Genomic DNA, 25,655 nt, shown 5'->3' on the forward strand with positions numbered 1-25,655 from the left:
TCCTCAGAACGCCAGCTTCAGCGCGAGTTGAAGCGTGCGGGGCCGGTGCGCATCGACGGGATGCAGGAACGAACTTCCGGTGAGGCAGCTTGTGCCGTCACCGCCGGCACCGGAGTAGCCTGTCGCGTAGGGTCCGAAGCAGCTAAGCGTGTTCTGCGCCTGGTTGCCGAGCAGCGGATCGTAAATGCGAAACTGGGTCTGGTTGAAGACGTTGAACGCTTCGCTGCGGAACTGCAGGCTGTAGCGTTCACTGATTGCGAAGTTCTTCACCAGCGAAACATCCGAGTTGGTGCGTCGCGGATTTCGCAACGAGTTGCGTCCCGCGTTGCCAAAGCTCAGGCCTCGCGGCGCAGCGAAGGCGCCGGGATTCAACAGCAGCGGGCCGACACTCTGCGCGTTGGTCCCCCCCGTTGGCCTGCGGCCATAAGGATTGCCAATCAAGTCCGGGTAAGAGCCCGCGCCCTGGCCGTTTGCGACGCCGGCGTTATCCAGCGTTGAGATTCCTGCGGGACTGCCGTTGTTGATGACCGTGAACGGAATGCCGGTCTCAAAGAGCGTTATGCCGGAGAGCTCCCAACCGTTCAGGATCTGCTTCGCCACGGCGCTGTTGGCATAGGCCGATGGTGGACGGTCCGGCACGGTAGCATCTTCGGGATCGGGATCAGCATTGATGTTGCTGACGAAGTGCTGCCACATGGCAAGCAGAGGCACCTGGTAGACGTAGCTCACGTGCAGCAGATGGCGCTGGTCGAAGTTCGAGCTCGCACGATTGGCGCGCACATCGTAGGAGTTGACGAAGGTCGCATCCGAGCGGTCCGAGGCATTGTCGAACGAATGGCTATAGGTATAAGCCACGCCGAGCGTCAGGTTCGCCGCTGTGCGCCGGGCCGTCGCCTGAAGTGCACCATAGTTAGAGTTTGCAATGTCCTCGAGCGAGTAGATCTCGCCCAGCCCCGGTGCGAACTTGCGCAGCGCATTAGGCTGCACCGCGACGGGGTTCGCGGCGAATCCCGTTCCGTTATTCGATCCCGTCCCAAAGCACGCCGCCTGCATGTTGGGGAAGGCGGCATCGGACGCCCCCACCACAGTGCCGTTGGTGGTGACGAAGGACAAGCTGTCGCCGCTGCCGGTGTAAGAGCAGTCTCCGATGGGAGTCGTTGGCGCGAATGCGTTGTATCCGCTGCGGACCAGCGGCTGCCCCGCGCCGAACGGATTTTGGCCAGCGCTGATTGGCTGCAATTGATTCAACTGCCGCTCCAGGGCAAGGTGCGTGCCCTTGCTTCCGACGTAAGCGAGACTCGCCAGTGTGCCCTTCGGCAGCTCCTGTTGCACGCTCACGCTCCACTGCTGCACATAAGGCCAGATCTGCTTGAATGGAATCGCAGTGACGTTGAGGGGATAGGCCACGTTGCGTCCGGCGTTGCTCCAGCTGCCGACGTTCAACGCGGTCATATCCAGCACGATCGGAGAGCTGCCCTCGAGCGATCCGGTGTTGGCTTCATCCGCCGTCCCGTGCTCGAAGAAGACGCCATAGCCGCCCCGCAACGAAGTCTTGCCCTGGCCAAACACGTCCCACGCGAAACCAATGCGAGGCGATGGATTGAACCAGTGGCTTGAAGCGCAGCTTCCCGGAACACCGCCCGTGCCGCAACGCGACAATCCGTTGAATACCCGGGGATCAAGGCCGCTCTGTGGATTCGCGGGATTGAGGGCAAACGAAATCCCGGTGGACTTGTCGACCAGTTCGCCGGTAAGAGGATTTACCTGCAGGCTCGCGGCGACCGTGTTGCTGAAGTACTTCTGATTCCAGTTGTAGACGTTGTCGTTCGCGGTATGGAAGTTTCCGAAGAGACTCACACGCAGGCCGGCGTTGATCGTCAGCCTTGAAGAGACCTTGAAGTCATCCTGCAGATACGGCTCGATGATCTGGTAGCGCTCACGGTATCTCGTCTGGCCGCTGTCTTGTTGGAAGCTGAAGACCCCGCCCGACGATTCCCCGGCGGCGTTGAAGCCGGGATCGCCCGGCAACGGAATGTTCTGCTGCGGCCGGTTGTAGAGGAAGTCCGCGAAGGAGTTTCCCGTTAGGCCATACTTTACGTTGTTGAAGGTATAGATCCCCTGCGTCTCTCCGGTTGCCGCGCCGATGGGCGTGTTGTCCTGGTTGCGCTGATAGATGACCCACTGCGCGCCGAACTGCAGGCTGTGCTTGCCGAGCACCTTGGTGATGTTGTCCGCGAAGCTGTAGACGGGATTGGTATGGGTCCACGGAAGATAGGCCGGGTCCGCATTGAATCCCAGGCCGCCGTATTCCGCGTTGTTGCCTGAGATGGAGATACCCGGCAGCTTCGCCACACCGTCCAGCCCCTTGCTGCCATTCGCGAAGATGGTCGTCGCCGGGCACTGGATCAGCACGGCTGCCGTCTGGCCGCTGTCAAAGTTCGGGTCCACCGCGCAGGGCGCATCGAGTGCGGCTGGCCGTTGGATAGATACGTTCGCTCCGTGCACGTTCGAGAGCTTGATGCGCGAGTTGGTAAAGCTCACCACAAACTCGTTCAGCAGAGTCGGAGTCAGCGACGCGGTCACTCGCGCCGCCATGCTGAGGCCAGGTCCGTAATACCGACTTTGTATGGTCGGAAAGCTATTTTGTAGGAACGAGTACGGAGGCACCGGAGTCGTCTCGTCCCATTCGTCGTGTATGTAGCGAAAGCTCGCCTGCACCTTCGAGTTGATCGCGTGATCGAAGCGAAAGAGCTCTTCGCGATAGTAAGTGGGCAGCGAGACATCCACGTTGTAGCAGGAACCGACGGTCGAGTTGCAGCCGGAGGTCGCGTTCGGCGCCGGAATAATACCCGTGTTCAGAATCGCTTGCGCATTGCGATTGATCTGCCCGATGGCTGCGCCGTTGAATCCCGCGCCCACAACAGGGCAGTCCGGATATTTGCTCTTGTCGACCGTAACGCTGGTGTCGTTGTATCCCGCGGGACAGACGTCGCTGAAGTCCCCCAAGCGTTCTGCATAAGAAGGCACGGCCTGGCGATATGGGGTCGGAGACTTTTCGGTACGGGCCTCTTCCGAGAAGAAGAAGTGTGTCTTTCCGCGGCCATCGTAGACCTTCGGAATCACGATCGGTCCGCCGATTGTGCCACCGAAGTCGTTGCGGCGATACAGTGGCGCGCCCTTGGTTACATCGAAGTAGCCCTTGGCGTTGAACGCTTCATTGCGAAGAAACTCGAATAGATTTCCGTGCAGCTTATCGGTGCCCGACTTCGTCGTGACGATCGTGGTTCCGCTGCCCGTGCTCGGGTACTGCGCCCCATAGTTCGAAGTGAGTACCTTGATCTCCTGGATGGCATCGATGCTCGGCGTCACGATCAGCGTGCTGTGGTCCTTATTGATGCCGGTATTCAAGGTTTCAGAGCCATCGATGGAGAAGCTGTTGTACTCCGTGCGTCCGCCGTTCACCGAGTAGGCGACGCTCCCGGCTTGGCCCACCTTGGCCTCGTCCTGTTGCGTCTGGTTCGACACTCCCGGCACAAGATCGATGAACTGGACGAAGTTGCGACCGTTCAAGCCAATGCTCGTCACTTCGCGTCCCGTGATCGTCCCGGCAATCTCGGCGTTCTGGGTCTCGACCTGCGTAATAGCGCTTGCCTCGACACTGACGTCTGTCTTGAGGTTGCCAACCTGAAGTTGCGCGTCGTACACAAAGACCTGCCCGACGCCGAGCGTGATATCCGCGCTGCTGACGGAACTGAAGCCGTCCTTCACTACATCCACGCGATAGTGCCCGGCCGCAAGGAACGGCACGGTGAAGTGACCCTCTCCGTCCGATCGTGCGGATAATATCGTGCCCGTATCCAGGTTCAGCACCTGAATCTGAGCGCCTGTGATGACCGCTCCCTGGGCATCGGAGATCTGTCCGCTGAACCGGGCTGTCTGTGCGTTCGCTGCCACGGCGAGCAGCAGCATCAGCCCACAGCTCAACATCTGAATCCATCGCTTCATCATCGGTCTTGGCCTCATTGCTCTTCGTTGAAGGCGCACCTTCGGAGTTCGGTTACGGACGGCGAGCGGCGTTCGCGTTCAGCGCGGTCGATGAAGCACCGTTTTTGATGTTCATGGAAGATTGCACCTGCGCCTCTAGCCCCGGCTGTACACGGGCCAGTTGTTGCAGGAGAGCAGGCGCATCGTCCTGCTGGCTGGCGGCACCCGAGAGCAGACGGAGGCAGATCGCTGCATTCTGCTGCACCTCATCGCTTAGCGAAGATGAAGAAGTGGCCTCGGTCCGTGTAGAGACGTGCAGCTCGTTTAGAAGCTTGGCCTCAGACCGGCTGGCCCTCGCAATTCGTTCCACATAGATGCGCCATAGCTCCTCGTAGTCTTGCTCTGCCTCCGGGCTCAGTGAATTGGTCCGGCCGTCTCCGTCAATCTGCGCAAGAGAGCTCTGCCCCTGCCGTAGCGCGCTGACCGCGTCGAATAACACGGCATGCAGCCGTGTGACATCGTCTGTCGCGTAGTGCTGGCTAAGCATCCACTGATCGAAGCCGGAGATCGTTCCAGTGGCGACCGATACAGCGAAGTGCTCTTCTGTCGTTTTGCGGGTCTTGCCCTCCTTCGCTTCGGCTTCCTCGAAAGTGCGGAGGTGGACACTCAGGTGTGGCAAGTCAGCCAAAATTACCCGCAGTTCGTTGCGGCGAGCGGGGTCCGCAATCAGTCCCTCGACGGTTACCGTCTTCTCTCCTCGAGTGATAGAAAGCCGCTCGTTCAAATCACTTCCGCTGCGAGCGAGCGCCAGCCTCGCACTTAGCTCCGTTGCCGCAAGCTCGCTGGCAGATGGAGCAGTGTCCAGCTTCTTTCCGAGGTTCGCGGGTATGCGGATAGTTGGCCGAGCATCAGACTCGAACCACTGGATCGAGCTCTGCTGCCATGGAAGGACAACGTCTTCAAGTTCCGCGACCTCTACTATTTCGCCATTGGCGAAGTGCGTTACGCGTGCGATGGGGTGCCAATCGGACTCGCGAACGCTCAGCGCCGAGCTGCGTACCGCGCCTGAAGAGAGCTTCGTCGCCACGGTAACGACCCCGTCTTGTTCGGAGATCGAATCAACAGGGTGAACCTGCTTGGCTCGCCAACCTTCAAAGACACCCGCGGACAGCGGATCCGACCAGGTCATACCCGCCTCTGCCAGCTTCGTATCGACAGCCAAAGGCATCTCCGGAACTGCTTGCCGCATGGGAGTGTGCTTATGCGAGCGGTCGCGGTGCAGCGTAACGACTGTCCCCGCACCAGCCAATCGAATCCGGATCGTCTGCTGCTCGACTCCATTACCCTCAGTCGCCGCAATGGAGTGCTCCAGAACGGTCTGAGCGCTGGGCAGGTCGTTGGTCATACGACTCGTCGCAGGGCGGAGCCCAACGAGAACGCAGGCGAGCAGAGTCGCCGCCACGGTGGCGAAGACGGGCAGGCTGACCGAACCCGCTAACGCTCGCAGGTGAAGAAAAAAATCGCTTAGCCAGCCCGATTTACACTGTGGTTTCGGGGCGAAGCTTCCCTCATCCATCCGGCTCATCCGGGCTCCGAGCACGGGATCAACATAACGAAGGTGCACTTCGCATCCCGCATCGTCGATCCGCAAGTCGATCTCCATCGAGCGCTCATCCGGGAAGGTGGCGCTGAAGCTCTGCTCGCCACCGCCCGCTCCTACCCAGGTGCTGAGGAGAATGAGTCCCTGCTCGCTGACGACCTCCAGGAACTCGGGGGCAGTCTCTTCGGGCAACTCGACCAGGAGCTCGTTCACGTCCGACCGAACGTCGCGCGATGCGATGGCACGGCCATCCACGAACAGCACCAACCCATGCGGCCGGTGCTGTAACGCCTCCTCGCAACGCAGGCGCGCCATCTTCAGAGACTGCTGATGAACCGCCTCGGCAACAACCTGGCGGGGTCCGGGCCGGGTGGCCCGCGGGGCCGATGCCAGTGAATCGTCGAGCGACCGCGTACCCCGTGGCGGAAGCTCGAACTTCTCGATCAACACGTCGAGACATCTCCGGCAACTTGCCAGATGCGCCAGAAGATGATGATCGATAGGTACGCCGGCACCCTGCCGGTAGCGTTCGAGTAATTCACGCTGCGATTTGCATTTACTGCGGCATGAATCGAAGATTCCTTGCATCAGGTCTTCAGCGAATTGGTCGTCCGGTAGCAAGGTGCTGGGCTGCAATACTGGCGGGGCTCCACGATGCATTTCCAGAAGCTTTCCAGGGTCCTTCAGGTAGGACTTCGTCTCCTGGCGCGCGTAGTCAATTGCGTCATAGACGGCTGTCCTCGGAAGAATCGCAATCTGTGCGATCTCCGCAGGAAAGAACCCATGAAAGAAGCGGAGGATCAGCAGGCTGGCGGACCGTACAGTCTCTTTTCTCCAGCACAGGAAAGCGACGACACAACGCAGGTCATTCTGCCACTCGACTTCATGTCCGCGCGTCTCTCGTGCGCTCACGACTACCGATTCGAAGTCCACCGCGGTAAGCCCTTCGAGGACGATGCGGCGGCTCAGCCTTCGCTGGCGAAGAAATCCGTAACGCAAGCAGCTATAAAGAAATTGCTCCGGCTGCTCGAGATTTCTAATTCGATCCCACGAAGAGAGCATTTGAGTAAATGTGTCCTGTACCAGATCTTCGGCGGCTTGCCGATCGTTTTCGCAAAAATGCAGGGCCCATCGCATGAGCCAATCAAATCGAGAGGTATAGACCTCTTCCGGAGTTATCTGACTTGTTATCGGGTGCGTCTTGTTAGGCAGCACTTGATCCTCACGACGAAAACATTTGTTCAAGAGAGATATAGGTCAATTGCGGCAGTTTATGGTGACAACCTTTGAATAATTTCGAAGGTGCGGGATCGGCGGATATTTTCGTTATCTGTAACAGATGGGTCCGCAATCCTGTGGATTCGGAGTAGCGCAACAAACAATTCATCGAGCTTTATTTGGTTGGTAATTTATTCAGTATTTATCCCTCCTTAACTTTCGGGCGCAGAAAGAAGCGCATGGTTCCAGTGGCTGGCATTGAACGCAATGTCAGCTAAGCGGGCCCTCCCTAATCACTGGGCCGGCAGTCACCGTCCTTGGAACGTTGCTGAAATAGATCGACTTTGTCTTTCGAAAAGCTGTACCGCTTCCACCCATCATTTCCGGGTGCCGCCCCCACCTGCGCGATGTAAGACCGCGCGAAAATCTGACGGCCTCCTTGCGTCTTTCGTAAGGTGCGCTAAAAAACGCTTTGAAGGAGTTGTTCGCATGAAGATGTTCAAATCACTTGCCATGGGCTGCCTCGCTGGGGCCGCTCTATCGTTTACCGGAACCGCGCACGCCGCTTCGACCTATCAGTTGAAGGTTCTGGAAGCGGGATCGTCCGCGCAGTACGGCGTCTTCGCCGAAGCCGCCTATCAGCTTGCCAAGCTTGATGGCAGCGCCAAGCACTATACCGTCAACAGCGTCGCCAAGATCCATGACGCTCGCTCCACCAGCATCGCGGATGAGGGCGGAAACATCTGGGTCGTCTGGAGCGAGACCACCGGAAACGTCTGGGCCTACATCAGCGTCGACTCAACCGTCGGTGTCCGCGCCTTCGAAGCCCTCGCTATTCTCTCGTTCCCCACGCCCGCGCCAGCTGCCGGCAATGCCCTTCCCGTATGGGATGACGCTTCCGCCGACACCGTTCTCCCCGCGCTGGTGACAACCCTCTTGCATGCCGGACCGCGTATCACCGCCGCCAACACCGACATCCGCCCCGAGGACGCACTGTTCGCAACCAAGCGCTCCCTGGCGGCGCTTAACACCACCGACTATAGCGGTCTCGGCTACGCTGGAACGGTGGCTGGCATCGGAACCCCGATCAAGAGTGGCGTCTCGGGAAGCACCTCAACAGCTACGCCGGTGCTCTTCGCGCTCGGTGGCACTGATCCCATCAAGTCGTCACAGACCGCTCCCACCCCCATCACCCTTCCCATCGGCGCAGCTCCGATTGTCTTCATCGCCAACAAGAGCAACACCGCGACGGGACATCTCGGAAATGCATCGGTGGCCAACGTCGCCGTCAAGACCACCAACAAAGCTCTGACCCTCTTCGGTGGTGATGAGTGCGACGCCAGCGTGGTTGGTGGCGCCGCCTCCGTTCCGGTCACGGTTCTGCTGCGTGAACCGCTATCCGGCACTATGAACACGACGGAGTTCACCGACTTCCGTTTCCGCACCACAACCAGCGGCGGCACCACCTCTCAGGAGAAGGGCGTCAATCCCGCGGTTGCCGGTAACAACGGCCTGAACAAGGCTTGCACCACGGTTGGCGGCGTTGCTGGAACGCGCATCCGTGCCATCGGCACGGGTCAGGTTGTAAGCCAGGTAAACACGGTCGCCGACTCCATCGGCTACGCCTTCTTCTCTTATGAGGCGCTGAACACCAAGACCGGTGGAAACGCCGTCAACGTCAAGTACTTGACCCTCGATGGCGTCGATCCGATCCAGGCCACCTACAGCACCGGAGCGATCCCGGTCTGTGGGACCTCAACCACGTTCAGCTGCCCGAACGCGTCCCCCAAGTCCACCTTCCCCAACCTGCGCAATGGCACCTACCGCTCCTGGTCAACCTATCGGGTCATCACCGACTCCACCGACCAGGCTAACGTCCAGGCGATCGTCAACAAGGCTGAGACCGTAGCAGACACCGTCCTGCCTGACTTTGTTCCCTTCACCCCGCAATGCGGCACCACCTCTGCCAAGGACGATCCCGGCCTGGGCATCTACCGCGCTCACTTCTCCCTCACAGGCATCACAACCACACCGACCGACGGCCCGTTGGGCTCGAATGTCACCTGCACCATCGGCGGCACGCGTACCTTGAAGACCTACGCGCTCGGTGGGACCACTGAGGCCGGTGGCGATGTCGGCGGAGCAGTTGTGTACTTCAATCCTGCCAGCGGCGTTCAGCCAAGTGTTACCACCAACAACTACACCAACCAGTACGAAGGTCAGAGCTCGACTCTTCCGCAGCTACCCTAGTCACAACAACGCAAGCGTGCAGGCAGAGGGCCGGGAGAAATCCCGGCCTCTCTTCCCTGGCTAGCAACTTCGACCCCATCTACTTTGACTCTTATGACGTCTCCTCTTCGTATCCTGCTCCTCGTTGTGATCGCGTTGCCGGCGGTTCTCTTTACAAAGCGCGGCTCCGCGCAAGCGGTCGCGCTCCCGCCGGAGTATGCTGGCGTGGCCGAACCGCTCGATCAACTTTCAATTAGGGGCATCTCCTTTCCGGCTACCAACCCAATCTCTGGCGGCGTAACCCAGGGCACTGGATATACCCGTGAGTTGGTCCGGGTACAGTGGCGATCCGGTGACCCAATCGATCTCTTCATCGTCAAGCCCGATCTTCCCGCGAAAGATGGCTCGGCGAAGCCTCTTCCAGCAATTCTTTACCTCTATAGCTGGCCTTCCAGCAGCGATCGTTTCTACAGCGATGCCTGGTGCCGCGGCGTTACGCAGCGCGGATTGGTGGCTGTCGGTTTTGTCTCGGCGCTCACGGGTGAGCGTTACCGGAATCGTCCGTGGAAGCGATGGTTCGTCAGCGAGCTGCCTGAATCACTCACAACATCCGTGCACGACGTACAGAAGATCTTGAACTATCTCGCAACCCGGCATGATATCGACTCCACTCGCATTGGAATGTTTGGCCAAGGTTCTGGAGGTACCATCGCTTTACTCGCCGCTTCTGTCGACCCGCGTCTTAGGGCGATCGACGTTCTCGATGCATGGGGCGATTGGCCTGACTGGTTCGCCGCGTCCCCCATCGTTCCCGAGTTTCAGCGCACTGAATTGATCCAGCCCAACGCGCTTCAAGCTCTCTCGAATCTTGACCCGCTGACTACCCTTCCTCATCTCGCAGCCTCGCGGGTCCGCCTTCAACTCGTCACGCCCAATCCGTCGAATCCTCCTGCTGCGGTTGCTAAAATGCGCGATGCCGCGCGAGGCTTATTCCAGGTTGAATACGCAACCGAGATCGAATATCGCGAACGAGCGATGAACGACGGTGCGATTCTGCAATGGCTTTCGGACAAGTTGAACCGGTAGCTATTTGGCGAGAGAAATGCGAGCAAGGCCTCCGATCGGTCTTCCGAAAGACCGAGATCCGATTCCTGACGTGCCAGCCCCGCACAGTGCCATGAGCTCGCAGTACGTCGACGTCTCGGAGAGACTTTGGGTCTTGGCAGTACTTTCGTGGTCCGCGCTGATGCTATCCGTTGAGGCTAAAGTGTGACTTGTCTAACAACACGGTACGCCCTTGCCGGTCGATATATTGATCGCTCTGTTGGTATCGGGTCAGCGCGAGGCCGTCCACAAAACGGTCTGCCCGGTCGAAGTGAGGGGGGATAACAAACTGAGCAGACTTGTCGATGAAGCCCCAGGTTGCATGCGGGCGAACAGGACAGAGGCCATCCGCAAACGCTCCGGCCTCTTCGAATGTGCAAGGGATGATAAGTTGGCCATTCCTGGCGATAAAGCCCCAGAGACTTCCAATCTTCACGGCCCCGGATTTCTCATGGAAGGTCTCAGCCAGGGAAAACTGCATAGGGATGACGATCTTCCCAGCCTTGTCGATGTATCCCCATGAACCGCCCTTCTGGACAGGGGCGAGTCCTTCACCGTAACCTTCGGCACCCAGATAGCGTGGTTCGATAGCGAACGATCCATCTGTCCGAATGTACCCCCATAGCCTGTTGAGGCGTACGCGGGCACGCTCATCCTGAAAGCTCCGCGCCACCTCAAATTGAGGTGGAATGCTGAACGTCGCATCTTTGCGGATAAAGCCCCACTTCTCTCCCGATCGAACCGGGCTAAGGCCGTAGCAAAAGTTACGCGCCTCCTCGAACTGGGGCCGAATCGCGACGCCGCCGTCTCTCGCGACATAGCCCCACAGATGTCCGATCCGAATCGCCGCAAGATCCTCGGAGAAGGTCCAGGCCTCATCGAACTGCGGCTTGATCAGCACTCGGCCCATGCTGTTCATGTAACCCCACTTGCCGCAGATCTCAACGGGATAGAGGGGAGCAGGTCGATTCGAGGCACGAGCGATGCCACACTGCGCGGCCGATGCCATCGCGGCCGTGACAAGAAATCTCCGGCGTGTGGGCATCGGACGCCCTCCCTATGGATTGCAATACCGGTTTCATTATCGAGAACCGGTATTGCAGACCCATTAAGAAGGCTTCTTGTAGTCTCCTGACGAACTGCCTGAAGGGCAATCCATCTTCTGCTGCCACACTGTCTTTGCGCTGTGGTCGAGGTAGATCGACTGCGTCCCCTGCTTCGCTGCGACCAGGCCATCTGTAAAGGAATCCATCTCGTCGTACTTTGGCGGCATGATCACCTTGCCTGCCGGGTCGATGAGCCCCCACTTGCCATCCATCCTGACGGGGCAAACGCCTTCGCTGAACTCGCCGGTCTTCTCCCAGGTGGGTTCCAGTGCGACCGAACCGTCCTTGCGCAGAAAGCCCCACTTAGGACCGGCAGCGAAGGCCGCAAGACCGGAGTTGAAGCTGGCGGCGAGGTCATGCTCGAACGGGATCACTGTCTCGCCCTTCTTGTCGATGTAACCCCACTTGCCGCCAAGCTTCACCGGGGCGACGCCTTCGTTGTATCCGTTCGCGCCATCGTACTTCGGCGCAATCGCCATTTCGCCGTTGGCATCGATATATCCCCATTTACCGTGCAGCGTGACGCGCGCCCGATCATCCTGAAAGCTGCGTGCGAGTTCGAAGCGGGCAGGAAAGGCATACTTCCCATCGGGACGGATGAAGCCCCACTCACTGCCCTTGCGGACTGGGCTGATCCCGGAGTGGAAGTTACGGGCCTCGTCGAAGCGCGGGGTGACGACCACCTTGCCCTTCCGATCGATGTAGCCCCAGCGGTTTTCGACGCGCACAGCAGCGAGATCGCTGGCGAAGCCGAAGACGGCGTCATACCTGGCCGGGAGCTTCATCTGTCCTTCCTGATTGATGAATCCCCAACGGCCACAGACGTTCACAGCGTAAAGGTTCTTTCGTTTGCCTTCAGCGAAGGAGAGGCCGGGCATAAGGCTGACAGCGGATGCGAGTTGTACGAAACGGCGGCGGGAAAGCGAAGTCATGAACAGAGGTTCTCCTTGGTGTCGACGTGCGGATAAGGTTTTATCGGATGACTAATAGCTGAGGCGGACGCTGAGCTGAAACACACGCTGCGTGCCGGTTCCTGTGGCACCTGGCGTCAGCTGCGTCGTAATCTGGCCGAAGTTCGACGCAGAGACGTTGGTGGCCGGCAGCCCGTATTCTGCGTGGTTGAAGATGTTGAAGCCGTCAGCACGAAACTTGAACGCAAAACGATCGCCGGTAAAGAGGTTCTTCTCAAGCGACGTGTCGATCTGCCATGTGCCCGGCGCGCGCAGCAGATTTCTTGGTGCATTGCCGAAAGTGCCTGCGGCAGGTGCTGTGAAAGCGGCAGCGTTGATCCAATGCTGCGGAGAGCGGCCTTGAGCCGGAAGGAGGGAGACGCCGGGGACAAGGTTTGGTCTCTGCGGCGAGGTCGAGTTTCCATCGGGAATGGAAGCGGCGCTGCGCGAGATAGTTACGTTAAGCGGCAGGCCTGTGCGGGCCAGACCAATTCCGCTCAACTGCCATCCACCCAACACCTGGCTTGCAACTCCGTGGTTGAGATAGGTGCGACCGTGACCGAAGGGCAGTTCATAGATAGCGCTTGCCGTGAAGTTGGAGCGGATGTCCTGATCACTGCTCGCGCGTTCGCAGATGCGGCAGGCGACGTTCTCTGGATAGTCCTGCTCGCCTCCGCCGGTCGATCCGTCGTTGGTAGAGTGCGACCAAAGATAGGTGGCCGCGAAGTATAGGCCAGAGGAGAACTGCCGGCTGAGAGCGGCGGTCAGACCGGCAAAGTTCGCGTTGTTGCCCATCTTCTTGAAGTCGACCTGGCCGAACGCTGGCAGCGGACGTGTCTTCGTCACCGGATCGAGAACGTTGAGGTAAGTGCGAGAAGGCAGGTGCGCTCCATGGCTCCCGATGTAGCCGATATCTGTGAGGATCTGGAAGGGCATCTTCTGTTGCACGGAGAATCCCCACTGGTTGATCTGCTCATTGACGCGGCCGCGATAGAGGCCACGCGGAGCACTCGCGATCGTCGCCCCGAGTGCCAGGAACGGATTGACCGGATAGCTCAATCCCGGAATCTGTGCACTGGTTAGAGCAAGACGAGAGGTCAGGTTATTCAACGGTCCTGTCAGGTCGCCCAGTTGTCCTTCACCGAAGTAAAGACCATAGCCTCCACGCAGAACTGTCCGATCATGCAGGAACGCAGGGGCCCAGGTGGCCGCGACCCGAGGCCCGATGTCCTTGGGGTCAGAGTTATAGAAGGAGCTGCCCGACGTGCAGAAACCTCCGCAGGTAAGCGGATCGAAGGGCAAGTCGCGGCCATGCACCTCGTTGAAGACTCCGAAGTAGTCGTACCGCAGGCCAAGGCTGAGCGTAATGTTTGGCCGCAGCTTGTACTGGTCCTGCACGAAGAGGTTGTACTCCGTCTTCCGTACGCCCTCGGTTGGAACTGCCGCTAATACGTTCGCGGCGTCCATTGCATTCGCAGCGAACTTCGCAATGCTTGTGTAGGAGAACTGTGTTTCGGCAGAATTGCCGAGATTGATCTCGACCCGCCGCAATCCCCCGCCGAACGAAAGGCTGCTGCGCCCGAACGACCAGGAGGTCGTATCGCCGAACGAGTAGGCAGTCGAATTCTGTATCTGGTAGAGGTTGTCGTGGAGTGTGGTGAAGCCCGTGACCGCCAGTTGTGTCGTCGTCGGACCAACATTCTGCGTCGTGTAAGGAGTGCGATTCACGGAGATCTTTGCGTCGCTCAAGAGCGTCGGGAAGAACGTGTGCTGCACCGAGACCACGCCGTTCTTAGGGCTGTTCTGCGTACTGATGGAGTCGAGAAGAGTCCCTGTGCCATCGCCGTTCGGAGCGACAACACGCCCCTGGTCGAAGTTCACTCGAACGAAGGCAGAGGTCTTAGGGCTGAACTGCTGGTCGAGTCGAAAGAGACCGAAGTCTTCGCTCTGGGTCAGATTGCCGGAGCCGGTCCAGTTATAGACGTTTGCATTGGTCGTGCTCTGCGTCTGGCCGGTGGGATAAGCCTTGAGGAGCGGGGCAATTGCGGGTGTGCTCTGGATTGTCTGCTGGAGGAACGCGGGGCTCGGAACGAAGCCGGTTAGTGGCGTGCTCACGCGCTGGCGCAGACCTTCGTAGTTGAGAAAGAAGAAGGTGTGGTCCTTCACAATTGGACCGCCGAAGCTGCCGCCGAACTGGTTGAGGCGAAGCGGTAACTGGCGGGTGGAGAACAAGGCACGCGCATTCAGTCTGTCGTTGCGCAGAAACTCGTAGACGCTACCGTGAAATTGATTCGAGCCGGTGCGTGAGACGACATCGCCCTGGCCGCCACCGGTTCCACCGAACTCCGCCGAATAGAGCGCTGAGTTTACACGGAACTCGGCGATCGACTCGGAAGAGATCTGGATACGCAGATCGGATTTCTCCGACTGCCGCAGAATTCCGGTCGCATCCACACCATCGAACATGATCTTGTTGTCGTCCAGTCCGTGGCCCGCGAAGCGAATGCTGGTCTGGTTTCCGCTACCGGTGTTGATCGCTCCGGGAGCAAGAATCATTAGCCCCGCCCAGTTGCGTCCGTTGATGGGGAGGTTCTGCACCTGCTCGTGCCCGATGACCCCGCCCGTTGCCGCGCTCTCCTCGTCAAGCGTGGCGGTCGAAGCCGAGACGCTGACACTCTGTTCGGAGGCGACCCCCAGCTGCACATCCACGGTACGGGTGTCGCCCACCGTAAGGGCGACCTTGTCGATCTTCTTCGCAGCGAAACCGCTACCAGTCGCTGTGATCGTGCATTGGCCAAGCGGCAGCCCAGGGAGCACATACTCCCCGGCGGCGCTGGTATGCACTGCCCGGGTGAACCCCGTGGCTGGAATAAGCACCTGCACCTCGGCCCCGGGAACAGCCGCTCCCGTCGAATCGGTCACGGTGCCCTTCAAGGTCGCCCGATCAAGCTGCGCGTGCAGAGGAAGAGTCATCAGAGCGACAAGGAAGAATGAGAAAGACAAAAGCCTACGGCGAGCGTTCACGATTCGAACTCCTGATCGATGCAGCTTGAAGCTGGTTACCCTTGCGGGTAGAAGGAAAGATGGCGTCGCTCTTAACACGAGACCCATCTCTGGAAGTCTTTCGATAACTGGAGAGTAGGCGAGCTGTCTAAAGGCAATCTAAAGATTCGCCCCTGTAACCCGATATTCACAGTCCACCCATACGCTTCGGGAATGCGCGTCCTGATTGTTGAAGACAAAGTGCGGATGGCGAATCTGCTGCAACGCGCAGTCGAACGCGCGGGCTATTCGACCGTCGTCGCTCACGACGGGGAAGCTGCTCTCAATCTCGCCACCGACTACCGTCTCGATGCCATGATCCTTGATGTACTGCTTCCCAGGATGAATGGCTACACCGTGCTGGAACATCTTCGCCGCGATGACAACAAGGTACCGGTCATCATGCTGACTGCCCGTGACAGCAATGAAGATATTGTTCGAGGCCTCGATCTCGGAGCAGATGACTACCTCACGAAGCCGTTCGACTTGAGCGTCCTATTGGCCCGGTTGAGAGCGCTCACCCGGCGAGCACCCGATCTTCATCCCAGGAACCTCCGCATAGGGAACCTCGAACTTCGCAGCGATACGCGCAGCGTCGCGGTTGGAGATCAGTCAATCTCTCTGACCCCGACGGAGTTCGCCTTGCTCGAAGTCCTGATGCAGCGTGCTGGCCACGTCGTGCCCAAAGATACTCTCGCAGAGATAGGTTGGAGGATGGACTCAAACTTCAGTGAAAGCACTCTCTACGTCTTCATGGGATCCCTGCGAGCCAAGATCCACTCCGATCAACCGACGGCATCTCTCCATACCGTGCGCGGGGTCGGGTACATGCTGAAGACGGTGAGCCCCTGACCCGGAGCTTCTCAATCAGCCTGCGGCTCACTACCTGGTATGCCGCAATCTTATGCCTGGGACTTATGATCTTCGGCGCGGTGATGTGGTTCGTTCTGGCCGGCAGCTTGCTTGCATGGAAAGATCGCACACTGGGCATGCGCGCCTCGCGGGTAGAAGCGCTGTTGAGCTCTCTACCGGATCAGCGCATCGATATGCTGAATCTCCGGCTCGACGAACTGGTAGGAATTCTGCCCGAAGGCCAGCTGATTCAGATCTTCAACAAGGACGGAAAGCTGCTCTTTCCGATGGCAGCTTCTCCTGCGACAGAAGTTCTTGGATCGACGCCGTGCGCCTTGCCGTACATGCATACCATCCGGGTAGGGAAAGACGAATATCGCCAGCTGTGCCACCCAGTGGCCTATGGCGGTGCACCGGCTTATTTAGGAGCCTCCTCGACCATGCTTGAAGACAAGATACTTCTCGACACCTTTACCTCTGCTTTGTGCAAGATGATCCCCGTGATTCTTCTTGTGTCAGGTGTTGGCGGTTACTGGCTAGGCCGGCGCGCTCTGCGACCCATCAACAGCCTGATCACCGAGGCACAAAACATCTCGACCAGCGACCTCTCCCGCCGGCTGCCGGTGCCAGCGGCCAACGATGAACTGCGTCAGCTCGCCATTGAGTGGAATAGTCTTCTGGCGAGAATTCAGACCACGCTTTCGAGGATTACGCAGTTCACCGCCGATGCCTCACACGAGCTCCGCAGCCCCATCGCCTACATTCGAACGACCGCCGAGTACAGTCTCGCGAATCCTGGTCTCGACGGGGAGACCCGCGAGGCCCTGCTTGAGATCGTCGACGAGACCCGCAGCACAAGTGACCTGCTCGATAACCTGCTTACCCTCGCCCGTGCCGACGCCGACTACGTCTTCGTTGAAGCGGACGAATGCGATGTGGAACCCGCGATCCAGGAAGTATGTGCGAGATTTGAGCCTCTAGCGAGAGACAAACAACAAAATCTCCATTGGGAGATCGCGGAAGATGTAGGTCCGGTCCTACGCATGAACGCGTTTCATCTTCGCCGCCTGCTTACCATCTTGCTGGACAACGCCATCAAGTTCACCGGCGCCGGCGGCAACATCGTTGTCCGTTACGATACGACCGCCGGTGCACGGCTTCAGGTAGCGGATGACGGGATCGGGATCGCGGCTGGCGACTTGCCTAAGGTCTTCGATCGCTTCTACCGCGTAGACGCGGCTCGTTCTGACACGCGCGATGGTGTCGGGCTTGGGCTATCTATAGCCAAATGGATCGCCGAACTTTACCTTGGCACCCTCACCATCGAAAGCCAAGCGAACAAGGGTACGGTTGTCACATTTCACCTTCCCAGCTTCGATCCGGGAGTGCCGTCCCGGCATACAGCCCGAAAATAATCAGGTGCCATGGGACGCGTCAGGAGGGTACAAGCTATGTCTACTTGTGTTTGAACAATTGCGATATCCAGCTCCTTGTACCCAGTTTCTATGACTACAACTGGTATCCACTACCGTCTCGACTGCGGAATCCGACCCAAACGTGGATCGTGGCTCAGAATGAGATCACATGCGTGAAGGGCGTCTCGCTCGAACTCGGGATCATCGACCGGAAGGAGAAGCCAGTGACCGATTTTTCCGCCTAAGCCGTGAATAGAGCGAAGAGATGGCAAGTCCTGGTGAAGACCCACGTCCTTTGGATCAGTTCCTTGAGAAAGTACGAGCCAGACGCCGTTGTCCTGCGGATATTTTGCGTGATCCAGCAGCATCATGAAGAGGTGATTGCCGACATAGACGGCCCATCCGGAAAACATCCTGCGCACTTCTGGATTCAGGGATGCGAGGGCCTCTAAAACAAACGGATGAGACGGTCTCGGTTTCAGCTTGGCAGGACGCGACATCGCGATACGTGACCTCTATTTGTCGGGCGTCTTTGTCTATCGTCTATTTTCTATCATTGGAGTGACAAAGCCTTTGTGTGGACATTTCTTTACTCCGGGCCAAAAGGATTGGGAGCTTCCCTGGACGAATGCGTGCCTACGAGCTTTGCGCAGATAGCGAACTCGCGCTCTGCGAGGTCAGGCTTCGATAGCTTCTTATAAACCTGCGCCAGGCGAAAGTGGAGTGACGAGGTCTCCGGCGACAAGGCGACCGCCACTTCCAACTCGTGTTGAGCCTGGACGAGATCGCCCTGCTGGACGTAGGCCTTCCCCAGTTCCTCGTGCATTCTGGGATTGGCGGGGAACAGAGTAACCGCCTCCTTCAAAAGATCCACGGCCTTTACAAGATCGTTCTGCTCGAGGAGCAAGGTCCCAAGGTTGAAGTAAGGCTGGGCATCTGTTCCGGCAGTTCCCTGCCAATCGATCGCTCGTTGAAACGCCTGCATGGCGGAGTCTTTCTTCTGGAGAGCGGAGAGTGCCAGACCTCGATTATTCTCTGCTTCCACATAGCGCGGACGAAGAGATAACGCATGTTCGAATGAAGCGATGGCGGCTTCGTACTGGCCTTCTTTATACTTCGTTCGACCGAGAAGGTACCAATAGCTTGCCTCACCCGGATCGTGGACAGTCGCTTCGGTGAACCAGCGGTCGGCGTCGAAATAGTCTTCCATCAGGACGTAATCGGACGCGATCATCCCAAACTCACGGGCGTTCGGATTTCTTCCCTTGGCCGCCGCTGTGAACTCCGCGAGAGATTCTTTCGCTCGCTGCTCGCGAAACAAGATCTCCGCGCGAAGATAGTGACCTTCGACGGAGCCTGCATCTGTCCGAAGCACGGCGTCGACCGCTGTCTCGGCCTCTTTAGTAAGGCCGCGCGCCAGGAGTCTTCTCGGCTCCGATAGCGGATCGCTCTGCGCCGGCGTCGACGCACAGGCGGACGCAAGCAACAGCAACGCTACGGATCGAGCTTTGATTGCCATCTTGAGCCTTCGCATCATCGTACGTTCGTCGCTGGGCAGTGCGACATTTGAGTATTTAGAGACTCTAAGCTTTCGAGGCCAGGGTTATAGAAGAGCGCTTCCTGCAGGACCTTCTTTGCCGCGTCGGAGTTCCCCGCCATGCAGTCTACCCTGGCCACATTCGATGCCAGACCCGGAATATCCTGGTTCCTCGCAAACGCGGCATTCAGAAGACTCTGGGCCTCTTCTAACTTCCCTTCCTTGGCCATGATCGTCCCTAGATTGGACAGGGCTGTTAGGTCATTCCCATTGATCGATAAGACTTTTCTGAATAAGTCCGCCGCCGACGGTTCGTCTCCTCGAGCAGCGGCCATCACGCCTAACGCATCAAGCGCTTCGGGATCTCCGGCCAAATCGCTGCGAACACCGTTCAACTGCCCCCAGGCCGTCGGCTCCAGCGCCTTATCTCCGGCGAGCATTGCCTTGTAGTAAGCCATCGCCAGATCCCGCTTCGTACCGGCCTCAGGAAAAATTGCGGCGAGTTCCTTTGTTGCCGGCGTGCGCTGAGGCTGGGCCACCTCCGGGATTCGGAGTATTCGATGATCGGTCCAGGCAACATGCGGGATATTTTCCGCGCCGGTTTGTTTCATGTGACAACTGGTGCAGTCCTTAGTCTCGGGGTGATGCGATTCCGCGAACTTCGCATTACTGTGGCAGGTAAGACACTTGCTCCGGTAGAACGCAACGCGCTGTTCCTTGTCAGGAGTGAAATGCGGATCGTGGCAACTGGTGCATGACATCGTCTCTCCCGAGGCCCGCTTGCAACCACTCTGTGCGAATTGTTCGACCTCGCTTACCGCGCGGGCTGTAGCAGCTTTGCCGCCATACACGTAGTAAGAGGCGAAGTCCGTGATGGATTCTCCCGGGACGAAGTCGAGGGCTGAGCGGCCAGCGCGTTCGACCAGTACGTCGCCCTCCAGATGGCAATTGATGCAGATAGAATCCCGCTTCGCAGCATCCAGTCGCGCGGGATTTATTACCTTGATCTTGCCACCGCTGGAGACGTGCCCAGTGCTATCGCCGTGGCAAGCCTCGCAGGTTACACCGGTATGGAGGAAGGCTGAGTTCTTGTAACGGTTGAGAGTTCCAGGATCGCTACGCCTTACTTCGCTCATGTGACATCGAAGGCATCCGCTTTGCAACGGGAGCGCTGGCACCACACGTGACATCCCTGCAAGCCCAGGCTTCATATCAAAGTTCCCGGAAGCCGCATACCAGGCGATAGGAGACTCGAAGAGAAATCCATTGGCTGCGTAGATGTAGGTTGTACCGAGATGTCCTGAGCCAAGAAAGTAGTCCAATGAAACAGTCTTACTCTCACTTTTACTAGTCATGCTGAGAAGGCTCGCCCTGCCTCCCGTAACGTCGCTTGTGATGGTGTACGACACTCCGGCCCGGCTTTGCACAGTGCTCAAGGGGTGCGGTCGTTCACTTGCTGCACCACTTGCATTCGCCATGGGAGTCATCAAATATTTGTTACAGATCTCCGCATGACATTTCGCACAACTCGCGTCCGCAATCCGCACCGGCGTCGGGACCTGCGCCAGCGAACGCCCGGCCAGCAGCAGTAGAAACAGCCATAGAGATAGCCCGTAAAATCGCGCCGTTACTTTACTGAGCATCCTTCTTCACCCGCACCACATCTGCTGCCTGGGCGGCCACAGCCTCGCGGGCCTCACGTTGAAGACGCGCGTAGATCTTCGTCTCTTCCGCGGCCTGCGCCTGATCTCCTGCGGCACGGTACACGGACGCGAGGAGGAAGTGGATCGATGGCTCCCGGGGATTGTCGAGCAACGCCAGCTTTAGATCAGGCAAGGCCTCTTGCTGGCGTTCGAGACGAACAAGCGCGCGAGCGCGGTCTACCCGGGCCTGCATCAGGTTAGGGCAACGTTCCACGGATTGATTAAGTTCAGCCAGCGCCTTGTCCGCCGGCTCGTTCAGCTCGAGCATGGAGTTGGCGAGCTTCCATCTCGCGCTGCAATTGTTTGGGTCGATGGCCAGCTCTGCGGCAAACTCCTTTTCAGCCGGCTCCCAGTTGGTCATTAACCAGTATGTATTTGCGACGTGCAAGTGTATTCCCGGCTGGTTCGGCGCAAGCTCAATCGCCTTCTTGTATTCCACCAGAGCCAGTTCGTAGTTATGCATACTCTCGTCAATTTCGCCGGTGATTTCATGGGCTACGACAGAGTTCGGGTCGATCTGATTGATCTTTCCCAGCGCATCCTGCGACATCTGCAGATAGGTCTTTCCGAGCAGGTACCACCCGTTCTGGTCCTTCGGGTTTCGTTCTAGAAAGTGGTTCAACGTGGCTGCGGCCTGTTGATATTCACTCTGTTTGATCTGTACTTGCGCGAGAGCCAGCTCAAGCTGGTCGTCGTCGGGCTTGCCAGACAAAGCCTTCTTGATCAGCGGTTCGGCCTTGGCGTTCTGGCCAAGCTGGTAGTAGCTGAGGCCAAGCATGGCCGTCGCGGTAGGCATGCTGACATGGAGTTTAAGTCCGTGGTCTAACGTTTCGACGGCGTGCTCATAGTCGCGATCATTGAAGTACAGCATGCCGAGGTTGTTGTAGGCTGCGGCAAGGTGAGGAGCCAGCTTGATCATCGCCTGATACTTTGCGATAGCTGTGGCTGTGTCGTTAGCTTGTTGGGCTTGGGTCGCCTCGGCGTAAAGGCGCTCTACCGCGGGCGAGACCTCATCGCCCTTGGCCTGAGGTGACGCCGATAGAGGCACGAAAAAAACAAGCAACAGACTGAGCGAAAGATTGAGCCGGAGGGAGAGACGGGCAGCGCTCATTTGAGGAGATTATAGAAGATGTTATGCGTCATTGGCTCGTATCCATGGTGTGCAAGGCATCATCGTAAAGTGAAGCAGGGCTGCCCGAAGGCAGCCCCGATGGATGCAGCGTGAATGTTGTAAACGGCGGAATGTCCGTTTAAAACTCGAGCCGGAACTGCGCCTGCCCTTGTCGGTTGGGGATCTGTGAGCCTGTACTGATCACGTACCCGAACTGACCTTTATCGTCGACATTGCTATCTGGACCGTTGAAACGCGTTCTATTCAAAACGTTGAAGTAGTCGATCTGCAAGACACCGGTAAAGCGGTCCCCGAAGAAAAACTTCTTGGAGACGTTTGCGGCCTCGTTGTAGTTCGCTGGATTTCGCAGTTCACTAAAGTTCCTCTTCGTGTCGGTAAGCACGTATTTGGGTGCATCAACAAATGACGTGGGGTCGAAGATCGGCTTGGATACTTTGCCAGCGAATGAATCGCGAGCTCTGCTGTAGCTGGCTGTCCCAAGCGGTACTGAACTTACACGGGTTGGACGATAGAAGCCATTTGGGAATGGCTGTCCATTCTGGGTCGCCCCAAAAGGAGTACCAGATTGGTACGAAGTGATCCAGCCTATCTGCCAACCACCGGCGAGTTGACCCGTTACGCCGCGATTGTTGAGGAACTTCTTGTTTGGGCCGATGGGCAGCTGATAAGTTCCACTGACCTTCAAAGTCTCAAGTTCATCGGAGCTCGAGACGGCCCATTCCGGCTTCTGGTCATACTTGTTGATACCGCCATTCGTGAAGGTGGAAAAACCGCTGCTGGCATTATCCATCTGGTGGGAGAGAGTGTAGCCAATCAGAAACGACAGACCGTTGGTAAAGCGCTTATCGACTTCAATCTGCGCACTCTGGTAGTAGTTCGTTCCGTAGCCCTCAAAGTTATTAGCGATGTAGGAGTATTGAGGGTAGGGAGCGAGCGCCTGGGCCACCGTCGCCGAACCGCCGAAGTCAGCGACGAAGTTCTGGTAGGGGACGGTGTATCCCTTTGCCTGAGCTGTGCCATCGTCAAACTTGAGGTTGAGGTCATCTCCCAGAGCGAGGTACTTGGGGTCCAACTGGTCAATTCGGTTGATATTGCTTGGGAGGTGGATGACGCGATTTCCGATCCACGCCGCTGTCAGGAAGAGGTTGTACGGAAGTTCGCGCTGGTAGTTTACGTTCCATTGCTGGGAGTAAGGCGCAAAGCCGCTCTTCTTGCCGTCAAAAGCTTCGATCTGGGTGCCGGCGCCAAGTCCGGTTGAGAACGGTGTGGCGGGAGGGTTGGGCAGGATTGGAGTGCCAGTATCCCATTGACCCACGGCTGAGGACGTGGAGCCAGTTGAGTTACGGTTATAGGTTCCTACAAGAAGGTTCCCGAAGTTGACGGCTACCTTGTTCGTTCCATACTCATACGCACCACCATTAAGGAATGCCACAGCAAAACCGGCTTGAATGACACTCTTGTTATTCAGCTTGTAAGCGAACCCAACGCGCGGACCAACGTGACCGAAATGCGTCTCAGCCCTCGTGAAGCCAGCGCAGCCGTCGCAAGATCCAAACTTTGTGGCAGCACCGGGAATTGGATTACCAGATGCATTGGCAAAGTGGGCATCGGTACCCTTGGGGTTGAAGAAAACAACCTTGTTGCCATTTTCTGTAAAGGGGACCTGGATGTCCCAACGAACACCCACGTTCAATGTCAGCTTCGAAGTCAACTTGATGTCATCCTGCACATAGGGTGATATGTCAAGATTGCGCAGTTTCAGTTCCTGGCTGTTGGCGCGGTTATCCGAGTCCGGGATCCCAAGCAGGTAGCTCGCGAACGAACTGCCGGTGGTACCCAAAGCGTCTGGCGTTGCGGTCGTACGCTGACTGAAATTGAATGCGCCGCCGGCGGTCTGCTCTTCGTTATCGTCCTGGTAGGCACGGCGGAACTCGCCACCAATATTAAAGGTGTGGCGTCCCTTCGACCAGAGCCAGTTATTGACAACTGCAATACCGAGCTTCCGATTTACCGATCCCGTGTTTGCACCATTCACACCCCACTTTGTCAGTGAGTGCTGGCCATCGAAGATCATGTTGGGGATGACCGGAATCGCACCTGGCTGTGCACCCGCGAAGTCATAACGGTTGTTGTTGAATTGGTTGTTGATCTCTCCGATCCAACCAATACCGGCCGTCATTGCAAGGTGTGAAGTAAGCGCGTTGTTATACGTCAGCAGGTACCCGCTCCCTTTGTTTGGGTAGTCACGAAGACTGCTCAACGGATTCGGTGCGACTACAAAAGGAGGGTTGTCGAATCCAGTGTTGTGGAAATTGTTGTGCCACATGCTGAAGTGAATGCCCTGCGACTGCGTCAACACCTGATCAACTGTGAATCCCCAGTTATGCTGAATGTTCGGGATAGTGTTTGGAGTGGGACTCTTGTTTTTATCCAGCCCGGGAAGATCCGGATCCGGAAGAAACGGGAGGAGCGTGGCCGAAAGTGGGCTGATGCGGTCTGGACAGATCACGTTCGCCACGCCGTTGCAGACGAACTGCTGCCCGGTTTTAGGATCGTAGATCTTAATCAGCTGCCCGGTTCCATCTACGTAATCTGTGAAGTCGCCAGTCTTCTCCCTCGCAGTCGGCACAGTTGCCTGGTCAGTGTCTGAGTTGTTCTGCTTGTACCACTCCTGCGAGTAATGCCCAAACGTCTTGTCGCGACCATCATAGAGATGGGGTATGCGGATCGGACCGCCGATTGTGAAGCCGTAGTTATTCTCGTGGTCGGTCGGGGCGTGATCGTGCGGGTTATTTGCGTTGTAAGCTTTGCCGTTGAAGAAGCCCACTGAATCGAACAAGCTATTGCGATTAATTTCGAATAGATCGCCGTGATACTTATTCGTGCCCGAGGCCATTTGATAGGTGAGGGCGCCCTGTCCGAGGCCGAACTGGGCAGCAAAGGTGGAACGCTCTACACGGAACTCCTGCACCATCTCGAAGGGCGGATTGAAATTCTGCGTGTAGCCTTCGGTCTCTGGTTGAGCGACCGGTATGCCGTTGTAGAGGATTTCCTGCTCGAAGTCCGCACCGCCGCCATCACGGTGAGAGAAACTGTCGCCCGTAACTCCAGGGGCGAGGAACTGGAGCTGGTCGATTTGGCGGCCACGACCGGAGACCTGTACAGGAAGCGCGGCCACAACCTCCGGCTCAATTGTGCTGCCAAGCTGTGGTTCGGTTGTGTTGAGCGCGATGGCACTCGATGTGACCTCGACCGTTTCGCTTGCGTCTCCGTTGGAGAGAGTGATGTCCAAGGTGGCGATGACGCTGACGTCGACGTTCACGCCAGTGAGGACCGCCTTCTTGAAGCCGGGTGCGTCGACGGTAATTGTGTATCTACCAGGATTCAAGCCTTTGGCTGTGTAGGAGCCTGCGCTGCTTGACGTGAGATGGGAGGCGACAGAGGTACCGTCGTTGGTGATGGTCACGTTGGCGCCCGATACGACCGCGCCAGTGGCATCTGTGATCGTTCCGGTGACACCGGCGTTGGCCTGGGCCAATGCCAAGTTTGGGTGAGAGATTGCCAGAGCGAAAATCGCTAGTAAAAATGCGACCGGTTTAAACCAAAGACCGCCTCGCTCTGAACGATAGGGCCGATTCAGGTGCATCATAGTTCCTCCCCAAAGTCATACGTGGACTTGCCACGCTGACGTAGAAATAAGACAACGTTGTCAAATTTTGATCGAGGCGAAAGTTACGCCCGCAATGATATCGTTGTCAACAGGTTTTTTACACAATTTACCTT

The 25,655-nt window shown here is 57.8% G+C and carries 13 protein-coding genes; 4 read left to right on the forward strand and 9 right to left on the reverse strand.

All coding sequences use genetic code 11. From position 1 onward, the window contains the following. Window positions 1-3: 3 nt before the first annotated feature. On the reverse strand, window positions 4-4,008 hold the full coding sequence (locus HDF16_RS01270; protein WP_184213356.1) for a TonB-dependent receptor: 4,005 nt from the start codon (window positions 4,006-4,008) through the stop codon (window positions 4-6). A 49-nt stretch (window positions 4,009-4,057) separates the two neighbouring features. Continuing rightward, a complete protein-coding gene (locus HDF16_RS01275; protein WP_184213357.1) occupies window positions 4,058-6,721 on the reverse strand; it encodes an RNA polymerase sigma factor in 2,664 nt (887 codons plus the stop codon). Between the two features lie 570 nt (window positions 6,722-7,291). Here HDF16_RS01275 and HDF16_RS01280 point away from each other — a divergent pair. Both HDF16_RS01280 and HDF16_RS01285 read left to right on the forward strand, forming a co-directional pair. Further along, on the forward strand, window positions 7,292-9,052 hold the full coding sequence (locus HDF16_RS01280; RefSeq protein WP_184213358.1) for a hypothetical protein: 1,761 nt from the start codon (window positions 7,292-7,294) through the stop codon (window positions 9,050-9,052). Window positions 9,053-9,145: 93 nt separating this feature from the next. Further along, entirely contained in the window at window positions 9,146-10,117 is a 972-nt protein-coding gene (locus HDF16_RS01285; protein WP_184213360.1) for an alpha/beta hydrolase family protein, read from the forward strand. Between the two features lie 163 nt (window positions 10,118-10,280). Here the strand turns inward: HDF16_RS01285 and HDF16_RS01290 are convergent, their stop codons facing one another. From HDF16_RS01290 to HDF16_RS01300, 3 genes are all read right to left on the reverse strand, one after another. Next, on the reverse strand, window positions 10,281-11,180 hold the full coding sequence (locus tag HDF16_RS01290; RefSeq protein ID WP_184213362.1) for a WG repeat-containing protein: 900 nt from the start codon (window positions 11,178-11,180) through the stop codon (window positions 10,281-10,283). A 63-nt stretch (window positions 11,181-11,243) separates the two neighbouring features. After that, entirely contained in the window at window positions 11,244-12,173 is a 930-nt protein-coding gene (locus tag HDF16_RS01295) for a WG repeat-containing protein (protein WP_184213364.1), read from the reverse strand. Between the two features lie 51 nt (window positions 12,174-12,224). Further along, entirely contained in the window at window positions 12,225-15,215 is a 2,991-nt protein-coding gene (locus HDF16_RS01300) for a TonB-dependent receptor domain-containing protein (RefSeq protein ID WP_184213366.1), read from the reverse strand. Window positions 15,216-15,407: 192 nt separating this feature from the next. Here HDF16_RS01300 and HDF16_RS01305 point away from each other — a divergent pair, with 192 nt between their 5' ends. Together HDF16_RS01305 and HDF16_RS01310 are read left to right on the forward strand one after the other, a co-directional pair. Continuing rightward, entirely contained in the window at window positions 15,408-16,085 is a 678-nt protein-coding gene (locus HDF16_RS01305; RefSeq protein ID WP_184213368.1) for a response regulator transcription factor, read from the forward strand. Between the two features lie 83 nt (window positions 16,086-16,168). Continuing rightward, window positions 16,169-17,500, forward strand: a complete 1,332-nt coding sequence (locus tag HDF16_RS01310) for a sensor histidine kinase (RefSeq protein WP_184213369.1) — start codon at window positions 16,169-16,171, stop codon at window positions 17,498-17,500. A 589-nt stretch (window positions 17,501-18,089) separates the two neighbouring features. Here the strand turns inward: HDF16_RS01310 and HDF16_RS01320 are convergent. The 4 genes from HDF16_RS01320 to HDF16_RS01335 form a co-directional block, all read right to left on the reverse strand. Further along, entirely contained in the window at window positions 18,090-19,019 is a 930-nt protein-coding gene (locus tag HDF16_RS01320) for a tetratricopeptide repeat protein (protein WP_184213373.1), read from the reverse strand. Window positions 19,020-19,033: 14 nt separating this feature from the next. Then, the gene (locus tag HDF16_RS01325) at window positions 19,034-20,680 is read right to left on the reverse strand and encodes a tetratricopeptide repeat protein (RefSeq protein WP_348641205.1); all 1,647 of its coding nucleotides are present in this window, start codon (window positions 20,678-20,680) and stop codon (window positions 19,034-19,036) included. Further along, entirely contained in the window at window positions 20,670-21,851 is a 1,182-nt protein-coding gene (locus HDF16_RS01330; RefSeq protein ID WP_184213374.1) for a tetratricopeptide repeat protein, read from the reverse strand. Before HDF16_RS01330 ends, HDF16_RS01325 begins: the two co-directional genes overlap by 11 nt. Window positions 21,852-21,990: 139 nt before the next feature. Next, complete coding sequence (locus HDF16_RS01335) at window positions 21,991-25,416, reverse strand: TonB-dependent receptor domain-containing protein (RefSeq protein WP_184213375.1); 3,426 nt, start codon at window positions 25,414-25,416, stop codon at window positions 21,991-21,993. Window positions 25,417-25,655 lie beyond the last annotated feature (239 nt).

The organism is Granulicella aggregans (genome assembly GCF_014203275.1).
GTDB lineage: Bacteria > Acidobacteriota > Terriglobia > Terriglobales > Acidobacteriaceae > Edaphobacter.